This window comes from Rhodococcoides fascians A44A, assembly GCF_000760735.1.
In the GTDB taxonomy this organism is placed as follows: domain Bacteria; phylum Actinomycetota; class Actinomycetes; order Mycobacteriales; family Mycobacteriaceae; genus Rhodococcoides; species Rhodococcoides fascians_E.
Genome location: NZ_JMEX01000008.1, coordinates 2,086,498 through 2,106,006, shown reverse-complemented (window position 1 = coordinate 2,106,006; position 19,509 = coordinate 2,086,498). Strand labels below are relative to the sequence as shown.

Below are 19,509 nucleotides of genomic sequence, written 5' to 3'. Positions count from 1 at the left end.
TCGCGTTGCCACCACGGCTCCGACTTCGGCGCAGGCTGCCTCGGAGCAACCGGAGACCTCACCGGCGTCCGAGGCTGCGCCGGCACCTGGGGGCGCACCGGCGTTTGCGGATGTACGGGCGTTTGCGGATGTACGGGCATTTGTGGATGCATGGATGCAGGCTGGTGCGTGGGCGCATGCGGATGGATTTGCTGAGACGAACCCGGGTACGCATACGGAACTCCCTGCGACGGGTAGTGGACCGCAGGCTGCGAAGCCGGGCTGGGCTGTTCCGTCCGAGGCACAGTCAGCTGGCTCTGCAGGACGCCGAGGTCGCCGGACACTCGGCGCATCTGCTCGCTCAAGGAGGCGAACTGGCTCGCGAGGCCGGAAACCAATCGCGGATCGATCCCTGGTGTTGTCATGCGGTTCAGTGTTGTCGTCGCCCACCCCCGAGTCCTGAGTAGAACTACCCGGGCGACGTGGGTAATTCCTCGGCACCGAGCGACGGCTTAGGCTCGGGCTTTGGGCTAGGGCTCAGGCCACGGCGTTGTCCCGCTGCCCTCTGCCAGCTGCCCGCTGCCCGCTGCCCGCTGCCCGCTGCGATGATCGACCTTGTGGCGCACTGATATTGCTACTACGCATTGCTTTGCTTCTGCGGGCCTGACTGTGCGCGGCACACGCGGAGCGTGGGTGCCGCTGGCAGCCTGCTGGTGGTCATCGACCTGGTGGTGGGTCCTGTTCCGGTGGGCTCGCTTCAGGGGTCCTTGGTGTGGGGGTGCTCGGTGTGGGGGTGCTTGGTGTGGGGGTGCTTGGTGTGGGGGTGCTTGGTGTGGGGGTGCTCGGTGTGGGTGGGTGTGTGGGTTGTCCGTCCTGGGGTCGGATGGCGCCGTTTCGGGTGGTGCCGGTCGTGTCGGTGATGCCGGTGGTGTGGGTCGTGTGGTTTTCGAGTCCGGGTAGGGGTGTGTCGGAGGAGACGATGTACTCCCCCGGGTGGTGGAAGTGATTGACCCGCCCGCGGCGCTGGGGGTCGACCGAGACCGGTGAATGCCACAGTGTCCGCCCGGGATAGGGGTGATCGGGTCCGGCTTTCGTCGTCGCCCACTCGTTGTCTCCCGGCCCGACCAGTGGGTGGTGGATATCGCAGCCGAATGTCAGATCCCCGATGTCGGTGCGCCCGCCCTGCGCCCATTCTTCGATGTGGTGGGTTTGCGATCGCGTCGCCGGACGGGTGCAGCCGGGGAAACTGCAGCCGCGGTCGGCGGCGATGAGCACGATGCGTTGATCAGCAGAGGCGAGTCGTTTGGTGCGGGCCAGGTGCAGGGGCCGGCCGTCGTCGTCGAAGAGCGCGAGGTACTGCTCCGCGTGGGAGGCCATTCGGATCGCATCACGCATCCGGATGGTGGTCCCGGCCGCGGTCACTGCATGCCCGGTACCCGCTTGCAGGTCCTTCCACTGCATGACGATCACCGCGGTGACCGGCAGCCCGCGGTGACTACCGAGCTTCCCGGACGCCAACATCTGCCGCGTGATCGCCTTGAGCGCATCATGCTGTCGACGTCCCACACTGCGACGATCCCGCCGCGCCCGCTCGACCACCTCAGGATGCTCCTCCGAACTCGCCGAACCCTCGACGTTGCCGCCGCCGCCACTACCGCCGTCATCACTGCCCCCACCACTGCCACTGCCACTGCCGTTGCCGTTGCCGTTGCCGTTGCCGTTGCCGAACAGTGTCGGTTCGGTCGATGCTGCGTCGGCTGTGCCAGCCGTTGGTGTGGGTTCGGGTGGGTCGGTGAGGGGTGAGGCGTCGTCGGGGTCGAGCATGCCGGGTTTGGCCCATTTCTCGAAGATCGCTTCCATGTACGCACCGGTTTCGGGGTCGACGACGAAGCTGCCTTTGCGTAGACCGTCGGGCCCCGGTTTGCCCATCTTCACGTAGCAGCGCTCGGCGAGAGTGCTCTCGTCGGTCAGATCCCCGTCCGGATCGAGCAGGTCGTACAACCGGCGCGCGGCGACCGCGAACTCGTCCGGACCGAGCTCCCGAGCCAGCTGCGCCAACTGCCGCTCCGCGCTCGCCCGCGTCTCGACATCGCTTTTGCTGCCCAGGCGCCGGAAGAACTTGCGGATCACCTCCTGCGGTTCCTCGTCGAGCACCCCCTCCTGCGCGGCAGCAGCTGTCGCGGGCAGTTCCGGGGCCAGACGTTCCCCCGTCATCGCCGTGCGCGTACCGAGGGTCTCCGCCAAACGGATACGCTGCCCAGCCCGCCTGCGGGAGATCCGCAGCAACACCGCCAGAGCGTCGGGGACCGATCCCCAGATGTCATCGAGACCACGCAGATCCATCAGATCCGCCAGCCAGGTGTGCGACTGCCCGAACAACGACCGCGTCACCGCCTCGGTACGCACCAACACCGCACGCTGATCCGCCGTGCTGGCGCCGCGCATGTTCATCCGACTCAGAATCTCCACCTGACGCTCCAACGTCGCCACCACCTGAGCCAGATACGCCGCCTCGATCGGCAACACCGACCCCGTACTGTCGACCGCCGAGTCACCGACCCCCGCGTCACCGACCGCCGAGTCACCGACTGCTGTCCCCGAACCCTCATCCCCCATGAGCATGACACCACGATAACCAGACCCACCGACAAGTTTTCGAACACGCGTTCCCATACCGTCGGAGTTGCTGGATACTTCGATCGTCCGCGAACTCGAGCGAACCGGACGAGACAGCTGATCGAGCAACAGCCTGAAACTTACGGTCGATCAATCCAATTCGTCGTTTGCCACCGACTCGATCCAGTCGACGGCGGCGTCGGTCAGTTCCGACTGATCTGCCGAAGAATGCCCGGCCCACCACGCCGGGTCGGGCGAATCTCCCGCGACGGAGAGAAGTTCGGCTTGAACATACGGGTCGAGCGGCTCACCGTTGTGTTCGATCAACCACGATCGCGTACGGACTGCCAGTAATGGCCACACTTGTTGGATCTGCATCACTTCATCGTTTCGCCAGGTACGGGCGTCGTCAATCGGGGTCGACCCTGAGATTCACCCCGAAGCGCGATCAGTGTCCGAACATCCGTCGGAACGACGTTCCGAGTGGGTGTTTGGCGGTGACGGAGCCGAAGCGGACTTTGCCGCGCACGACAACGTGCAATCGGCCGATGGGCGGGCCGGTGCGGACCTTGTTGTTGGCGCTGCCGCCCACGGTGTCGAGGCCGTTGAGGTCGACCGTCGCCTCCTCGGGGACAACGAGAGAGATTGTGCTGCAGTAATCGTCGACGGTCACCTCGACCACCTGGGTCGACATGATCGCCTGTGTGAAATCGAGCGTAATCGTCGACATCTTGCTCTGGATCGACAACTTCGGCGGCACGTGCCACGGCCCTTTGCGCGACACCGTGGACATCGTTCCGCGCACCACGTCGCCCGGACCGCCGTGAGCGTTTCCTGCGTGCCCCTGCCAGGGCGAATGCGTCGGCGGTTGATAGGCAGGCGCCGGGACGGCGTTGTACGGAGTGGGACTGGGCGGGCGGTGCTCCTCGGCGATTTGCATGCCAGGTAGGTCGGCGAGGACGGAGTTCAGTTCACCGCGGGTCTTGGCGGCCAGCGCCGTGTCCATCCGCTCGGTGAATTCGCCCAGTGACAGCATGCCCTGCCCTACTGCGCGCTGCAGGAGCTGACCCACATGCTCCTTCTCTGCGTCGGACACTCGTAGATCCCTCGCCTCCATGCGTTCCAGGATAGGTGTCGACGCCGAACCTGGCCATCATGCGGATTCGAGCACGCTCAGCATCCCCGCCACCGACAGCGGCCAGCCGAACTGCTCCGCCCTGGCCCGCGACGCCGTCCGTCGGGCTGGAGCGGGTAGGTCGAACACCCTCGACAGTTCCGTCGCCAATCCGTCTGCGGTGTCGTCGAAGCGCCCACCGCAGTCGGTGGTCACGATGTCGGCCAGCGCGGACGACCTCGATACGACGACGGGGGTTCCGGTGGCGAGCGATTCGAGTGCGGCCAGCCCGAATGTCTCGTGCGGGCCCGGCGCCACCGCGACATCCGCCGACGCGAGCAGGGCGGCGAGTTCCTCACGCCCGTCGACGAATCCGAGGAACTCGATGGGGAGCCCTCGGGCTCTCCGTTCGAGCCCGGCGCGCCTCGGTCCGTCGCCTGCGATCACCAACCGGACATCGAATCCGGAATGGTGAAGCGCAGCAACCGAATCTATGCTGCGGTCCACCCGTTTCTCCACCGACAATCGACCGCAGTGGACGAGCAGTCGGCCACAGCCCCGATGCCAGGGCGACGCGGAATCGCCGACGCGTCTGCCCGGATGAAACATGTCGAGGTCGACGCCGAGTGGAACCTGCGAGACGTTGGTGGCGCCGATGCGCTCGAACTCGCGTCGTGCAAAAGCGGTGGTGCACACGACGGCGTCGTACGTCTCGGCTGTGCGACGGTTCGCGACGTCGGCGAGTGCTCGTGCCGTCGCGTCGGGCATCATCTGCCCGAGTAGGCGATCGAGGCGCTCGTGGGAGATCATCACGCTTCGAGCTCCGCGCCGGGCTGCCCACTTCCCCATCCCTCTCAGCGTGAGGCGGTCCGACACCTCGACGACGTCGGGACGCAGCGCACTCAGGAGTCCGGCCGTCGATCGAGGATTGACCGCGCGATAGCCACCGGTGAAGGGGATCTTGCCTGCAGGGCGGGTGATGCGCAGAACCCCCGACGGCAGGATCGTCTCGGTCGCTCGCTCTCCTGGCACGACCAGAATCACCTCGTGGCCGGCCGCCGTGTAGCCCGCACCCAATTGATCCACGGCGGTTCGAAGACCGCCGGAACGCGGTCCGTAGAAGTTCGCAAGCTGCACGATGCGCACTGCGTCGAGTGTGACCACGCGCCGTGACCGTTCGTCGACGAGTAGGAGAACGACGAGTGGGAGGACTCTGAACGTCGGGAATCCGGACAACGACCTTCCCCGCACTGCCTAACCGCCAAATAGACCGCTCACCACGTTTTTCTCGGCGAATCCCCGGGTAAATTCGTGGAGATGGAGATCACGATCGATGCCGTTGGGGAGGCGAGAGCCGGTGCGGTGTGGGAGCGGTACATGGACCCACGCCAGTGGTCGTCGTGGGCAACGCAGATCGTGTCCGTCGAATACTCCATGTCGCGCGTGTGCACACAGTCGTTCGGCCGGCTCGAAGGCCCACTGTGGCTTCGACTCGACTTCGAGGTGACCGATGTAGACGAAGCGGGCTGGACGTGGACGTCCAAAGTCTGGTTCAAGAATCGCAAGCTGGGGCTGACGCTCACCCACGGGGTAGCGTCGCGGCCGGACGGGAGCCGCACCTGGCTGACCCTGGACGGACCGCCGGCCTTCGTGCTCCCGTACCTGCCGTACGCGCGGTGCGCCATCGGGCGCCTCGTCCGGCGCTGAACAGGCTGGCCAGGACTTCCGCCTGCCCAGCCTGGGCGTCACTCGGTGCGGGTGGTGGTCTTCGGGTCCGTCGGAGTGTCCGTCACGTCGTCCGGATCGGGCGTCGGGAACGACGGTGAATCACCGGATCCGTCGATGTGCTCGTCGAACTCTTCGATTGCGCGTCCGCGCTCGTTCGCGCTCTGCCCGGTGTCGGCATCTTGACCGCGCGTCTTCTCGGTGGGATCGACGGTGGTGTCGACGGGCTTGTCGGTATCGGTCATGCGTTCAGGTGTGCCCGTCCGCGCGGGCACGCAAACACTCGGCTACAGACCCTGTTCGATCGCGTAGCGCGTCAATTCGACTCGATTCGCGAGTTGCAGCTTGCGCAACGTGGCCTGCACATGATTCTCGACGGTTCGATGACTGAGCGTCAGCTTCGTGGCGATCTGCTTGGAGCTCAACCCTTTTGCGACCAGACGAAGAACCTCGGTCTCGCGTTCGGTCAACGTCGGGCGAGAGTCTCGCTCTCCCTCCGGCGCGCTCGACATCCGCCGGTACTCACCCAGAACCAACGCCGCGAGTCCGGGCGTGAACACCGCCTGCCCCGCAGCGGTGGAACGGACGGCCTCGTACAGTTCGTCGGCCGACGCGCTCTTGACCAGGTACCCCGTCGCACCCGCTTTGATGGCGTCGAGTACGTCCTCCCGTTCGGACGATGCGGACAACACCAGAATTCGGCTGTTCTTCGAGCCCTCGAGAACCTTGCTCGTCGCGTCGGCTCCGTTTCCGTCCGGCAGATGCATGTCCATCAGCACGACGTCGGGCTGTGTGGCCTTCGCCCGCCTTCCTGCAGCGCCGACGCTGTCCGCCGTCGCGACGACGTCGAATCCCGCGGCCTCCAGATCCCGTGCGACGCCGTCGCGCCACATGGGGTGGTCGTCGACGACCATGACGGTGATCTGCTCCTGCGTCATCGTTTGTCCTTCGGGTCGTTCCGCTGTTTCGGCACTTTGATCTCCCATTCGGTTCCGACGCCGACGTCGGTGTCCAGCACAGCCGTTCCGCCGATCGACAAGACCCTGCCCAGTATCGACTTCGACACGCCCATCCGCCCTTCGGCTTCCGCAGCCGCCAGTCGGCCGGGAGCGATACCGTCGCCGTCGTCGCGCACGCTGACGATGACCATGTCGTCGACGTCCTCCAGCAGGACATAGGCTCGAGCACCCTCGCCTGCATGAAGCGCGACGTTGGACAGTGCAGTGTCGACCACGGCGGAGAGTTCCTCGGCCACCGACCTGTCGAGCAACACCGGATCCGGCGGGGAGGACACCGAGACAGTGGTGCTGCCGTAGGGACGAAGAAGGCTGCGCAAGTCCACTTCAGCCTGGGTGGCGTCGACTCGGCTCGGCTCCCCCTGCTCGGAGATGAGCATTCGCAACGCTACTTCCTGTTCACCCGCCAGCTCGGCGAGTTCGCCTGCAACACCACCGATTTCCGATCCACGCCGGCGAACGAGCGCGAGGACCTGCAGCACACCGTCGTGCACCTGCCGGGCGAGACGTTCTCTTTCCTCGGTGATTGCCGCGAGTCGGGCCGCGCGCTGGAGTTCGGCGTGCGCTCGATGGGCGGTGTTGCTCGCCAACCCGAGCGCAAGACCGACGGACACCAGAACCGGTGCGGTCGCATCGGTCCACAGATCCAGATCGATCTGATCGCGCACCACAGCACTGACCACCGACAACAGGATGCCTGACGCGATACCGCCCTTGGGCCCGAACAGGATTGCCGCCGAAATGACCGCATTGGTCGCCCACAACGTCGTCGGGAGGGTTTGGTGAGTGCTGTACCACTCGTACTCCGACACGAGGCGAGTCGACGCCATCAGCCCGATCACGACGATCTGGTCGGCGAGTACCACCTTCCACCGCGGGAGCATCGCCCTCGACAGCAGCGCAGCGGACAGACCGGTCCATACCGCCATCAACGCCACGAAGAACCAGCTCAGCCGAGCATTGCTGTAGTAGGACATCGAGGCCACCTGATAACTGATCGCGTAGATCAACGTGATCAGACGAAACGCCTGCGAGGCCCGCCACAGCGGCGTGACAGCGTCACCCATCGGTCGGCTTCCGTTCCGAGCCGGTCTCTTTCGACAGATCCGGGGTGCTCAGACTGCCCGGGTCGAGTTCGCGATTGTGGGGATGCGGGCTGTCGGCCTCGGCCGGGAACAGAGGCTCCCCTGGATCGTGTTCTTCCAGTTCCTCGTAGACCTCGTCGGGATCGTCGGCGAGCAACGACCGAACCGCAGTGTTGAGGACGGCGACGATGGGGACGGCCAGCAGGCCACCGACGATTCCGGCCAGCAGAATGCCGACGGTGATGGCCAGTACCACCGCGAGCGGGTGCAATCGCACTGCACGGCCGAGCAGCAACGGTTGCAGCACATGCCCTTCCAGCTGCATGACGGCGACGACGATACCCAGCGTGATCAGCGCCGTCAGCCAGCCCTTGGTCACCAAAGCGATGAACACGGCCACGAATCCGGTGACGAACGCACCGACGATCGGAATGAACGCTCCGATGAACACGAGCGATGCCAACGGAAGTGCGAGCGGTACGCCGAGGATGGCCAGACCCGCGCCGATTCCGATGGCGTCGGCTGCGGCGACGGCGACCGTCGCGCGCACGTATCCGACGAGGGATCCGAAGCCTTGACTGCCGGCGAGGCGGATCCGCCGTCGCGCTCCGGTGGGGGCGAGTCTGGTGACGAATTCCCAGATCTGGTCTCCGCCGTACAGAAAGAAGATCAGGATGAACAGCGTCAGCGCGGCGCCGGTGAGGATTTCACCGATGACGGTCGCAGTGGTCAAGGCGCCCGACGTCACTGCGGCCTGGTTGTCCTGGATGACCTTGACGAGGTTCTCGCTCGCCTGACTGATCTGATCCTGCGAGATGTGGAAGGGCCCGTCGGCCAGCCACCGCTGGACGTCGTTGATCGACGTGGTGAATTGGTCACCCAACTGCGGTAGCCCCTCGATGAACTGCTCGACGACGAACGTCATGATCCCGGCGACGACGCCGATGCTCGCGATGATCACGATCACGACGGCCGCGGCCCTCGGCACGCCGCGTCGCTGCATCCAGTCGACGAGCGGGAGCAGCATCGCCGACGCGAGTAACGCGAGGCCGAGGGGGATGACCACGGTGTCCAGCCGTGCGACGACGTAGCAGAACGTGATGAAGCCGGCGAAGATGACCAGCAGACGCCAGGTCCATTCGGCGCCGATCCGGACGAGGGGATGCACCGAATCGGCAGGAGTGGAGCCTGCGGAATGACCAGATAGGCCAGGAGTGGAGCCTGCGGAATGACCAGATAGGCCAGGAGTGGAGCCTGCGGAATGACCGGAGGGGGCCGCTGTTGGAGGGGGTGCTGGACGGCTGGGAAGTACCTTTGACGCTTCTGCCTGCGGCTCGCGTTCGGTCACCCGGTAAATTTAACCCGTGCTGGCATCTTTGAGAGCGGTCTCGCTCACCCTGAAGAGTCGCTGGCCTCTCTATATGTTGTCGATGTTGCTGTCGAATCTGTTCGGCGCGGTGTTGGTGTTCGCGTTCGTGCGGTACGGGCTTCCCATCGAGGAGTCGCAGTCGATCGTCGCGGATCGTGTTCGCAATGTGTACGTGTTCGGGGCGTATCTGGTCGCAGCCGGTGCGGTGAGTCTGTATTACGCAGCTCGGACGTTGCGGAGTGTGATTCGGTGGCAGTTGCGCGGTGGCCCGCCGAACCGCAAGGAGCAGATGGCGACGCTGCATGCGCCGCTGCGACAGGCGATCGTGCATCTCGTCCTGTGGGTCATCGGCGGCGTCCTGTTCGTGCTGCTCACGGTGACGGAGATGCCGTCGCTGGCGGTGGCGGTGATCGTCACGGTGGTCATGGCGGCGACGGTGACGTTCGGTTTCACGTACATGCTCGGCGAGAGAATTCTGCGGCCGGTGGCTGCGATGGCTCTCAGCGAGGGCCGATTCGACCGGACGATGACGCCGGGCGTCGGGACCAGAATGGCGATGACGTGGGGTCTGGGCACGTTGATGCCCGTCATCGGCATCATCTTGCTGTGCGCGACGCAATTGACGACGGATCTGGTGTTCTCCACCGATTCGTTCGCGGTGGCGATCATCCTGCTCAGTGTCCTGGCGATCGGTCAGGCGTTCATTCTGTCGATGCTGACGGCGAGTCAGATCTCCGATCCCATTCGCCAGCTTCGCCGGGCGATCGAGCGTGTCCAGCGTGGGGACAACGACGTCGAGGTCGACGTGTTCGACGGCAGCGAGATCGGTCGACTGCAGGTCGGCTTCAACCGGATGATGGAGGAATCGGCCGAGCGTCGAGTGCTGCGGGAGCTGTTCGGTCAGCATGTCGGCGAGGACGTGGCCCGACGCGCATTGCAATTCGGTACCGAATTGGGCGGGGAAACTCGCTTCGTGGCGGTGCTGTTCGTGGACATGGTCGGATCGACGGCCACGGCGTCGGAGCGCCCACCCGGTGAAGTCGTCGAGCTTCTCAACGAGTTCTTCCGTGTGGTGGTCGACGTGATCGATCAGCACCACGGTTTCGTCAACAAATTCATGGGCGACGCCGCCCTCGCGATCTTCGGGGCGCCGCTGGACCGGCCCGACGCTCCGACGGCAGCATTGGCTGCCGCACGTGACCTGCGGTTTGCCCTCGACGACATCGTCGGACTCGACATCGGCATCGGTGTGTCGGCCGGCCTTGCGGTGGCAGGAAACATCGGCGCTAAGGAACGCTTCGAGTACACCGTCATCGGAGACCCGGTCAACGAGGCATCTCGTTTGACCGAATTGTCCAAACTTCGGCCCGGCCGCGTGCTGGCGTCGACGTCCGCTCTGTACTTCGCAAGTGACGAGGAACAGGAACACTGGGAGCTCGGAGATCAGGTCCAACTACGCGGCAGACGACGCCTCACCCACCTCGCATGGCCCGTGGAGCACCCGTGAACGTTCGACTCGTGTGGTTACCCTGTGAAGGTGGCCGAACCGAGACCCGAGCATGTGGCCGGCGCTCCTGAGGCAGGCAACCGAGGCCGGAGAAACCGCCTCCGCTGGCTGAAGTGGATCGCCGGGGTCGCGTTGATCGCTCTGCTCGTCGGCGAGGGCATTTATCTGTGGCCGCGGTTGCACGAGTCCTGGCAGGCGCTCACCGAGATCCATTGGGGTTGGCTCGCCGCGTGTGTGTTCACCCAAGCCGTGTCGCTGAGCGCGTTCGGGCGGGTGCAGAAGCAGTTGCTTCAGGCCGGCGGTGTGCGGGTTCGTCAGGCCAAGTCCGTCGCCGTCATCTACGGCAGCACTGCGATGTCTCTGACGCTGCCCGCCGGTCAGGTGTTCTCGACGGCGTTCACGTACCGCCAGACCCGACGCTGGGGTGCGAGTCCCGTCGTCGCGTCGTGGCAGCTCGCGATATCGGGTGTCATCGCCGCTGCCGGGCTGGCTGTCCTCGGCGTCGCGGGCGCGTTGCTCGTCGGCGGATCGGTCAACACCTTCACACTGGTGCTTCCGATCGCCGGTGTGCTGGCGATCGTTCTTGCCGTTCGGTACGTCTCGGCGCACCCTCGGTCCATCCGCAGTGCGGCGCGGTGGGTTCTGCACAAGGTGAACGACTTTCGCAATCAGCCTGCCGATGCCGGGCAGGAGCGGATCGACGAGATCATCGAACAGGTTCAATCGGTACAGCTCGGTAAGCGAGACGCCGGCCTGACGCTCGGCTGGTCGGCGGTGCATCGTCTCGCCGACGTCGCCTGCCTCGGTTTCGCGTGCTTCGCCGTCGGCGCAGATCCCCGCCTGTCCGGGTTGCTGTTCGCGTTCGCCGCCGCCAAGGCCGTCGGGTCGGTGCCGCTTGCTCCCGGCGGACTCGTCATCGTCGACGCCACCCTGATCGCGCTGCTGACCAGCGCGGCGTCGATCAGCGCGTCGCAGGCCGTGGCAGCGGCGTTCGTCTACCGCGCCGTCAGCTTCATCCTCGTCGCCGTCGTCGGCTGGATCGTCTTTCTCGTGCTGTTCCGTAAACACCAGCACGAGGACCTGGGGTACGACATCGCGTTGGAGAAGCAGGAGGCCAGGAACCTCCACCTCGACGTCCAGCCGAAGATCGACAGGTCGGATCCGGAACCTGCCTGATCACCGTGCGAGCGTGAGGATTTCGACTCCGTCGTCGGTGACGGCGATGGTGTGCTCGCTGTGCGCGGTGCGACATCCGGTGGAACTCTTGAGCGTCCAGCCGTCGGTGTCGGTGATCAACTTGTCGGTATCGGCCATCACCCACGGCTCCAGGGCGAGCAGCAGACCCGGCCTGAGCGTGTAGCCGCGGCCCTTGCGGCCACTGTTGGAGACGTGCGGATCCTGATGCATCGTCGAACCTATTCCGTGCCCACCGAATTCGGTGTTGACCTTGTAGCCGGCACCGGTGAGGACCGACCCGATGGCATGGGAGATGTCGCCCATCTTCACGCCCGGACCCGCGGCCTCGATTCCGGCGGCCAACGCGCGCTCGGTGGCGTCGATCAGCGCGACGCTGTCCGCGGGCTTCGTCTCGCCGACGACGAAGCTGATGGCGGAGTCCGCGGCGATACCTCCGAGCAGGATCGCGAGGTCGAGCGAGAGCAGGTCGCCGTCGGCGAGGGTGTAGTCGTGAGGGCGGCCGTGCAGAACAGCGTCGTTGACGCCCGTGCAGATGTAGTGACCGAACGGGCCGCTACCGAAGGACGGCGCGTAGTCGACGTAGCAGGACTCGGCACCTGCCCCGAGAATCATTTCCTTGGTCCACCGGTCGATGTCGAGCAGATTGGTTCCGACGACGCTACGGCTCTTCATGGTCTGCAGGATCTCACCGACGAGTGCGCCGGTCTCGCGCGCCAGGGCGACCTGGCTGGGGTTCAGAATCTCGATCACGGTAGGGCCTTCCCGAAACAATCCAATAACTATACCGGCCGAACTATACCGGTCGACGAATCGAAAAAGTCTCCCGGGAATAGATGCGGACCGCGGTCCGCTTATGTACTATGCGTGTTGAACCTTCAATCAAACAGGAGTTGTCATGACCACCGCCATCGCATTGCCCGAACTGTCCGCAGGCACCTGGAACATCGACCCGGCGCACTCCACCGTCGGATTCTCGGTACGCCACCTCGTCGTCAGCAAGGTTCGCGGCCGCTTCCAGGCTTTCTCCGGCGCCATCACGGTCGCGGAGGACGGCACCCCCTCGGTCAACGCCGAAATCGACGTCACCTCCATCACCACCGACAACGAGCAGCGCGACGGCCACCTCAAGACGGCCGACTTCTTCGAGGTCGAGAAGTACCCCACCGCTACGTTCACCTCCACCTCCGTCAAGGCCGACGGCGGCGACTTCGTGGTCACCGGTGACTTCACCCTCCACGGTGTCACCAAGTCCATCGACCTGAAGCTCGAGTTCAACGGCGTCAACCCCGGAATGGGCGCAGGCCCGGTCGCAGGCTTCGAGGCCAGCACCACCATCAACCGTCGCGACTTCGGCATCTCCATCGACATGCCCCTCGAAGGCGGCGGCGCAGTCGTCGGCGACAAGATCGCACTGACCCTCGAGATCGAGGCAGGCCTCGCTGCTTGATGCAGCCCGCCTCTCTCCACCTGAGCACCGGGTGACCTCTTCGGTCGCCCGGTGCTCTCGTATGTCGGCAGGAACGACCCATGTGGACGGGAGTGGAGCCGGCAGGAACGACCCATGTGGACGGGAGTGGAGCCGGCAGGAACGACCCATTTACTCTGTGTGGGTGACCAAGCGCAGCCCGATTTTCGCCGCCGTCGTCGATCTGATTCTCGTGATCGTGTTCTGCGCGATCGGCCGGCGCAGCCATGACGAGGCGGGTGCCATCACCGGTCTCGTGCACACGGCGTGGCCGTTCGTGGCAGGTGCCGCGGTCGGCTGGGCTGCATCGTGGGCGCTGTATCGGGACAAGTTCGACGCGTGTCTGATTGTCCCGACGGGCATCGTCGTCTGGGTGTCGACGGTCGTCGTCGGGATGATTCTCAGGGTGATAAGTGGGCAGGGAACGGCCTTCAGCTTCGTTCTCGTCGCGTCGACGGTGCTTGCTGTTTTCCTGCTCGGGTGGCGCGCACTCGCGAAGTTGTTGCCGACCCCGAAAAACTGACCGTATCTCCCCCAATTCGCCGCCTGAGCATGGGACAGTTCACTAATGGCCGATGTTCAGAGCAAGCAAGACACAGCGTTCTTCGGGCAGCCGTTCGCGCTGGCGAACCTCTTCGGCGTGGAGATGTGGGAGCGGTTCTCGTTCTACGGGATGCAAGGCATCCTCATCTACTACCTGTACTACTCGGTGGCCGACGGCGGACTCGGAATTGCGGAGAGTTCGGCGACGTCGATCGTGGGCGCCTACGGCGGAACGGTGTACCTCTCGACCATCCTCGGCGCATGGATCGCGGACAGGCTCCTCGGCTCGGAGCGCACGTTGTTCTACAGCGCCGTCCTGATCATGCTCGGCCATATCGCCCTGGCACTTCTTCCCGGTTTCCTCGGGGTCGGAGTGGGTCTGGTCCTCGTCGCATTCGGTAGCGGCGGCCTCAAGGCGAACGCGACGTCCCTCGTCGGCGATCTGTACGACGAGCACGACAATCGTCGAGACGCCGGGTTCTCGCTCTTCTACATGGGCATCAATCTCGGCGCGTTCGTCGGCCCACTGCTGACCGGTCTGGCGTGGGACACCGCGGGATTCCATGCCGGATTCGGCTTGGCGGCAGTCGGTATGGCGCTCGGACTGATTCAATACACCCTCGGCCGCAAGCACCTCGGCACCATCGGAGCCACGCCTCCGAATCCGCTTCCCGGCGCCGAGCGTGCACGGTGGGCGATAATCGCAGTCGTCGCGATCGTTGCCGTCGCACTACTCGCGATCTTCGGCGCACTCACCGCGTCGAACCTGTCCGACGTGGTGGTGGGCGTGACCGTCGTCGCCGCGATCGGTTACTTCGCAATCATTCTCTCCAGCAAGCAGATCACGAAGATCGAACGCCGACGCGTCATCTCGTTCATTCCGATGTTCATCGCGAGCGCCGCGTTCTGGTCGCTGTTCCAGCAGCAGTTCACGACCGTCCCGCTCATCGCGGATTCCAAGCTGGACCGCAACCTGTTCGGTTGGGAGTTCCCACCCAACTGGGTGCAGTCGATCAACCCGGTCTTCATCATCATCTTCGCCGGTGTGTTCGCGGCTGTGTGGACCAAGCTGGGTGACCGTCAGCCGTCGACGCCGCTGAAATTCGCAGCGGGCGTGTCCATCATGGGTCTCGCTTTCCTGGCGTTCGTGCCCTCGCTCGCGGGTGCATCCATGCCGTTGCTGGCGCTCATCGGCATTCTGTTGCTGTTCACGTTCGCGGAGCTTTTCCTCTCGCCCGTCGGGCTTTCGCTGTCCACGAAGCTCGCACCGGAGAACTTCCACACGCAGATGGTCGCGCTGTTCTTCCTGTCCGTCGCGCTCGGCTCGGCCATGGCAGGCACGCTTGCGGGTTACTACGATCAGGACAACCCGAATCCGTTCTTCTACACGGTCGGCGGTGCTTCCATTGCCGTCGGTGTCGTCCTCGTCGCCCTCACGCCGTGGATCAAGAAGATGATGAGCGGGGTTCGCTAACCCCGGTACAGCCAGGCGGCCAAGCCGAGTCCGAGCACGCCGACGGTGATCCGCAACACCGTCGGCGGAATGACTTTCACCACCGGGGGTCCGCAGTAGCCACCGGCGAACGCCCCGATGGCGAGGGCAAGCGCGGCGAGCCAGTGCACGTCACCGGAGAACACGAAGACCAGAGCAGCGATTGCGTTCGCTATGCCGAGAAAGAAACTCTTCAGAATGCTTGCGCGCCAGATCGAATCGGACGTACAGATCAACGCCAGCGCCAGGAAGATCACGCCCGCTCCTGCACCGAAGTAACCCCCATAGATCGCCACGAAGAACAGCGACACGGGGTACAAACGCGGGAATTCGCCTCCGGCAGCCAATTTCCGGATACGCGGCTGAGCCAGCAGCGCGATTGCGGCGAAGGCGACCAGAAACGGCACGACGGCCTCGAAGGAATCCTCGGGCGCGAACAGCAGCAACAGTGCACCGGCGAGCCCACCGGCAGCGGAGATCGCCGCGAATCGGACGAGTTTCTTTCCGTCCTTGGCGATCTCGCTCGACGCATTGGTGGTGGCCCCGACTCCGACCGCCACCATCGCCACCGTGTTGGTGACATTCGCGGCGACCGGCGGTACGCCTGCCATCAACAGCGCCGGATAGGACACCAGTGACGCCAACCCGGTCACGAAACCCACGAGGCCGGCGAAGAAACCGGCGACGACGAGTAGTCCGAATTCGAGCAGAGTCACGAAGGGTAAAGCTACTCGGTGGTGCCGGAGTCCAATGCAGTCAGCATCTGTGTGCCCATCTTCACGGCCTGATCGGTGCCGTACGCATCCTCGATGTACACCGCGAACGCCAGGTCACCTCGGGTGCCGATGAACCAACGGTCGTCGTCCGAATTGCCGGCGAAACCGGTCAAGCCGTCGTAGGCAGCAAAACCCTCGTCCTGCGCGGAGTTCTGGAAGATTTCCCGAAGACGCTGCAACGCAGACTCGGGAATCGCTGCCGTCTCCTTGCTCGCGGTCGCCGTCTGACCTGCCACGATCGACGGCAGCGTCGCGCCGCCTCTCGCCACGGCCGCACCCATCTGGGCCAGACCGAACGGGGTGACCGTGACGTCGGACGGCGTGTTCCCGACGTTCCGGAAGCGATCGATGGAACTGCTGCTCGACGGGAACTGCCCCGTGTAGGCGTTCAGGCCCGGCATCGAATAATCGACGCCGAAACCGAGACTCGTCGGATCCACATCGTCGACCGCCAGCAGATCGGCAGCCGATCCGACGGGATACATCGCCGAGAACGCGATCTGGCCCTGCTCGTTGGCATAACTGTTCTGGGCAGCGGCGACTATCGCACCGGTCGAGGGTGCGATGGCCACGATCGAGGCCGCCGACGGCGCACTGACCACCGCTTCCTCGGCCGCGAGCTGGACCTGCGGATCGAGCGTCGACTGCAGATCCGGACCGGCAGGCCCCTGGAAGCCTGCCTGCCGAACGTAGGTGCCGTCGGGCCCGATGACGTCGACGGCCCAACCTGCCGTCGCGTCACGGTTCTGCTGCCACGCGTCGCGCAACGAGTCCAGCAGCGGCGACGTGATCCGGCGGTCCCCCGCGATCAGCTTCGGCGTCTGCGTGATGACAACACCGGGAATGGCCCTGAGATCATCCTCGAGCACCGCGAAGTCGTCGTCGCGCAGATTGACGGCGAGCACCGAACTGCCCGGCGTCGCCGCCAACTCGGTGAGCAGCGAGTCCGACGTGATCAGAGGGGCGACGACGTCGATGACATCGGCGAGCTGCGCGGTGGACGCCGCTGGGTCCGGCATCTGCGCAGGGTCGAGCAGAACGGCGTTGATCGTCCGCTCGTTCATCAGCACGTTCCGAGCCGAATCGAAGACCAACGGCGGCGCTGCATCGGTGCGTACGTACCGGACCGAACCACCCGGCACCATGTCCGGCGCCACCACAGCCGGCTCCCACGCGATGCGCCACCCGACACTGAGCTTCTTCGCCGTGCCGCGGGTGTCGTAGGCCCAATCCTGACCGTCACGGAAATGCCAGTCGGAATCGACGGTGAAGAATCCCGAGTCGCCGCTCAGATCGATGAACTGGCCGACCTCGAAGTCCCCCGTCGACTGCCCGCCCGCCGCCAAACCGTCGAACATCTGTTGGAGACTCGCAGCCGCAGCGTTCGGATACGTGGTCAACGCCGCCGCAGCCTGGACATCACGGTCGTTCAGCGCCGCCACGAACTGGTCCACGACGCGCTCGCCCTCACTGGGCGGACTGTCCAGCGCCCAGAACGCAACAGTCGACGTCACAGCAAGACTTGCCCCCACAGCAACCACGTAGCGGCCGCGTATCCGGCGCACAACCGGCATCCCCACAGAACTCATGAGTCACAATATTCACTAGAGTCACACGAGTAACAAGCACGGTATTCACTCGCTCCGGTCACGATTCGGCGTCGCCGGCTCCCTCTTCGGTCAATGCACCGCCCGACGCTCAGCGCAGGAATCGACCTGCAGCGTCGACGGCGGGTGCGGAGCTCTGGGCGTCGTACACGAAGACTGCGAAGGCGAGGTCGTCCTGAATGCCGACGAACCAGCCGTGTGCGCCTTCGTTGCTGGGACCGAATTCGGCGGTGCCGGTCTTGCCGAGCAGGCCGGGGATGTCCTGCAGCTGAGTGGCCGTTCCGGCGGTGACTGTTTCTCGCATCATCGTCTTGACCTGGTCGGCGACGGTGGCATCGACAGGCGCCACCGTCGTGTCGGCGACACCGGGTTGACCCTGGACCAGGGTCGGGGGCTTCAGGGATCCACCGGCGATCGACGACGCCACCAGCGCCATCCCGAACGGTGTTGCCGTGACGGCTCCCTGACCGATGGCCGACTCGACGCGTGCAGCCGGGGTGTCCGCGAGAGGGACGCTGCCGGTGACGGAGGTCAGCCCAGGAGTCACGTAGTCGACGCCGAGGCCGTACTGCAGTGCCGTCTGCTGGAGTCCGTCGGGGGGCAGGCCGACGCCGAGTCGTCCCATCGTCGTGTTGCACGAGCGAGCGAATGCCGTGTGCAGTGGCACGTCGCCCAGATCGAAGTTGTCGTCGTTGGGTATCTGCCTGCCCTCGATGTTCTCGGTGCCGGGGCACGGCAGGATCGTGTCGGGGGTCGCTGTTCCGGCTTCGAGGGCGGCGGACGTGGTGACCGTCTTGAACGTCGACCCGGGCGGGTAGAGACCGGTCAGCGCGATCGGCCCCTGCGCATCGGCGGCCGAGTTCTGCGCGACCGCCAGAACGTTGCCGGTGGACGGTTGCAGTGCGACGATCGCCGCTTGCTGCGGGATCGACGCAAGCGCGTTCTCTGCTTTCAGCTGCAGGCCGGTGTCGAGCGTCGTCGCGATGTCCGGCGCGGGGGTGGCGTCGAGCCCGGCGAGCTGCGTCACCGTACCGTCGGCGTTCACCGACTGAACGGACCAGCCCTTGTTGTCGTCGACCTGGGACTGCCACAGCTCGGACACCCCGGTCAGCGCGGGCGACGTCAACGCTCGGTCGGTGGTGAGCAGTCGAAGCTGCGGGGCAAGCGTGACGCCCGGCGTCGCGGACAGGGGTGCGGCGATCGGATCGATGTCCGACTGCCGGAGCGACACCACCGTTGTGGAATTCCCCTGAGAAGCAGCCTGATCGGCGGCAATCGACTCCGCCGTGATGGTCGGCACGATCGGCGTGATGTACGACGCGACGGCCGCCGGGTCGGCGGTGGAATCGACGTTCACCAGGGTGACCGTCTGCTGCGACATCAACTCGGTGCCGCTTCGGTCGAACACTCGGGGAGCGACGAGCGCGTCGGTCGGGGTGTATCTGACGGTGGTGTCGGCGGACAGTCCCGGTGCCAGTACGGCCGGGTCCCATTGAATGCGCCAGCCCTGGTCGGTTTCGGTTGCCGTGGCGGAGGTGTCGTACTGCCACTGCTTCGGTTCGCCGTCGGGTTCCTCGGTGCCGTCGTTGGTCGTCGAGAACCGCCAGGTGGCGTCGAGGGTCACCGCGCCGCCCTCCTCGGATGCCGAGGCGACCTCGAAATCGGGAGTCGCCGTCACGGTGCCGCCCCCGCTCAAACCGTCGTACAGGCCGTTCAGCGACGCTGTCGCGGCGGCAGGGTCGGTGGTGAGCGCGGCCGCCGCGTCGGCCGACCCGCTGTTGATCGCGTCCACGAATGCTTGCGCGGTGGTCATGGGTTCCGGTGGACCGTCGTCCCCGCAGCCGGCAAGAACCAGTGCCACCACAGCACACAGAGCGGGAACCGTCTTCATGGATGTGCGCACCCGTCCGATCATGCCTGATTCCTACGTGAGTGGAAATGACAGGTAATTTCTGGTCGCTCCGCAGGCTCCGCGCCTGTCCCAGGGCCTGCATTTCCACTCACGTAAATGGGTTGCG

The 19,509-nt window shown here is 65.2% G+C and carries 18 protein-coding genes; 6 read left to right on the top strand and 12 right to left on the bottom strand.

The window, feature by feature from the left end; genetic code table 11:
- Positions 1-696: 696 nt before the first annotated feature.
- From BH95_RS22255 to BH95_RS22240, 4 genes are all read right to left on the bottom strand, one after another.
- Complete coding sequence (locus BH95_RS22255) at positions 697-2,601, bottom strand: HNH endonuclease signature motif containing protein (RefSeq protein ID WP_244165085.1); 1,905 nt, start codon at positions 2,599-2,601, stop codon at positions 697-699.
- Between the two features lie 144 nt (positions 2,602-2,745).
- On the bottom strand, positions 2,746-2,973 hold the full coding sequence (locus BH95_RS22250; RefSeq protein ID WP_033190291.1) for a hypothetical protein: 228 nt from the start codon (positions 2,971-2,973) through the stop codon (positions 2,746-2,748).
- Between the two features lie 70 nt (positions 2,974-3,043).
- Positions 3,044-3,712 carry a DUF1707 SHOCT-like domain-containing protein gene (locus BH95_RS22245; RefSeq protein WP_019667840.1) on the bottom strand — a complete coding sequence of 223 codons (669 nt, stop codon included), beginning with the start codon at positions 3,710-3,712 and terminating at the stop codon, positions 3,044-3,046.
- Between the two features lie 36 nt (positions 3,713-3,748).
- Positions 3,749-4,855: a glycosyltransferase gene (locus tag BH95_RS22240; protein ID WP_208601210.1), complete on the bottom strand. Its 1,107-nt coding sequence runs from the start codon at positions 4,853-4,855 to the stop codon at positions 3,749-3,751.
- A 171-nt stretch (positions 4,856-5,026) separates the two neighbouring features.
- Between BH95_RS22240 and BH95_RS22235 the strand changes: the two genes are divergently transcribed.
- The gene (locus BH95_RS22235) at positions 5,027-5,416 is read left to right on the top strand and encodes a MarR family transcriptional regulator (protein WP_033190293.1); all 390 of its coding nucleotides are present in this window, start codon (positions 5,027-5,029) and stop codon (positions 5,414-5,416) included.
- 38 nt (positions 5,417-5,454) lie between these two features.
- Here the strand turns inward: BH95_RS22235 and BH95_RS22230 are convergent, their stop codons facing one another.
- From BH95_RS22230 to BH95_RS22215, 4 genes are read right to left on the bottom strand one after another with little or no spacing between them, the layout of a single operon-like run.
- A complete protein-coding gene (locus BH95_RS22230) occupies positions 5,455-5,679 on the bottom strand; it encodes an autophagy-related protein 2 (protein WP_230594016.1) in 225 nt (74 codons plus the stop codon).
- A gap of 42 nt (positions 5,680-5,721) precedes the next feature.
- The gene (locus BH95_RS22225; protein WP_020112333.1) at positions 5,722-6,372 is read right to left on the bottom strand and encodes a response regulator; all 651 of its coding nucleotides are present in this window, start codon (positions 6,370-6,372) and stop codon (positions 5,722-5,724) included.
- A complete protein-coding gene (macS, locus tag BH95_RS22220) occupies positions 6,369-7,517 on the bottom strand; it encodes a MacS family sensor histidine kinase (protein WP_037184137.1) in 1,149 nt (382 codons plus the stop codon). Before macS ends, BH95_RS22225 begins: the two co-directional genes overlap by 4 nt.
- Positions 7,510-8,703 (bottom strand): AI-2E family transporter, encoded by a 1,194-nt coding sequence (locus tag BH95_RS22215; RefSeq protein ID WP_020112335.1) that lies wholly within the window; start codon positions 8,701-8,703, stop codon positions 7,510-7,512. Before BH95_RS22215 ends, macS begins: the two co-directional genes overlap by 8 nt.
- A gap of 253 nt (positions 8,704-8,956) precedes the next feature.
- Here BH95_RS22215 and BH95_RS22210 point away from each other — a divergent pair, with 253 nt between their 5' ends.
- Entirely contained in the window at positions 8,957-10,411 is a 1,455-nt protein-coding gene (locus tag BH95_RS22210) for an adenylate/guanylate cyclase domain-containing protein (protein WP_019667833.1), read from the top strand.
- Positions 10,412-10,441: 30 nt separating this feature from the next.
- Complete coding sequence (locus tag BH95_RS22205) at positions 10,442-11,587, top strand: lysylphosphatidylglycerol synthase transmembrane domain-containing protein (RefSeq protein ID WP_371828036.1); 1,146 nt, start codon at positions 10,442-10,444, stop codon at positions 11,585-11,587.
- On the opposite strand, the gene map is transcribed toward BH95_RS22205, so the two are convergent.
- The gene (gene map, locus BH95_RS22200) at positions 11,588-12,358 is read right to left on the bottom strand and encodes a type I methionyl aminopeptidase (RefSeq protein WP_020112339.1); all 771 of its coding nucleotides are present in this window, start codon (positions 12,356-12,358) and stop codon (positions 11,588-11,590) included.
- Positions 12,359-12,503: 145 nt separating this feature from the next.
- On the opposite strand from map, the gene BH95_RS22195 reads away from it, so the two are divergent.
- The 3 genes from BH95_RS22195 to BH95_RS22185 all read left to right on the top strand — a co-directional run bounded on the left by BH95_RS22195 (position 12,504) and on the right by BH95_RS22185 (position 15,090).
- Complete coding sequence (locus BH95_RS22195; RefSeq protein WP_019667830.1) at positions 12,504-13,055, top strand: YceI family protein; 552 nt, start codon at positions 12,504-12,506, stop codon at positions 13,053-13,055.
- 157 nt (positions 13,056-13,212) lie between these two features.
- Positions 13,213-13,596, top strand: a complete 384-nt coding sequence (locus BH95_RS22190) for a DUF3054 domain-containing protein (RefSeq protein ID WP_037184133.1) — start codon at positions 13,213-13,215, stop codon at positions 13,594-13,596.
- Between the two features lie 45 nt (positions 13,597-13,641).
- Positions 13,642-15,090 carry a peptide MFS transporter gene (locus BH95_RS22185; RefSeq protein ID WP_020112341.1) on the top strand — a complete coding sequence of 483 codons (1,449 nt, stop codon included), beginning with the start codon at positions 13,642-13,644 and terminating at the stop codon, positions 15,088-15,090.
- Here the strand turns inward: BH95_RS22185 and BH95_RS22180 are convergent.
- The 3 genes from BH95_RS22180 to BH95_RS22170 form a co-directional block, all read right to left on the bottom strand.
- Positions 15,087-15,824, bottom strand: coding sequence for a sulfite exporter TauE/SafE family protein (locus BH95_RS22180; protein ID WP_020112342.1), 738 nt, complete (start codon positions 15,822-15,824; stop codon positions 15,087-15,089). The two genes, BH95_RS22185 and BH95_RS22180, sit on opposite strands and share 4 nt — an antisense overlap.
- Positions 15,825-15,835: 11 nt before the next feature.
- Positions 15,836-17,398, bottom strand: coding sequence for an NTF2-like N-terminal transpeptidase domain-containing protein (locus tag BH95_RS22175; protein WP_037184129.1), 1,563 nt, complete (start codon positions 17,396-17,398; stop codon positions 15,836-15,838).
- A gap of 184 nt (positions 17,399-17,582) precedes the next feature.
- Positions 17,583-19,406: a penicillin-binding transpeptidase domain-containing protein gene (locus BH95_RS22170; RefSeq protein WP_442981369.1), complete on the bottom strand. Its 1,824-nt coding sequence runs from the start codon at positions 19,404-19,406 to the stop codon at positions 17,583-17,585.
- Positions 19,407-19,509 lie beyond the last annotated feature (103 nt).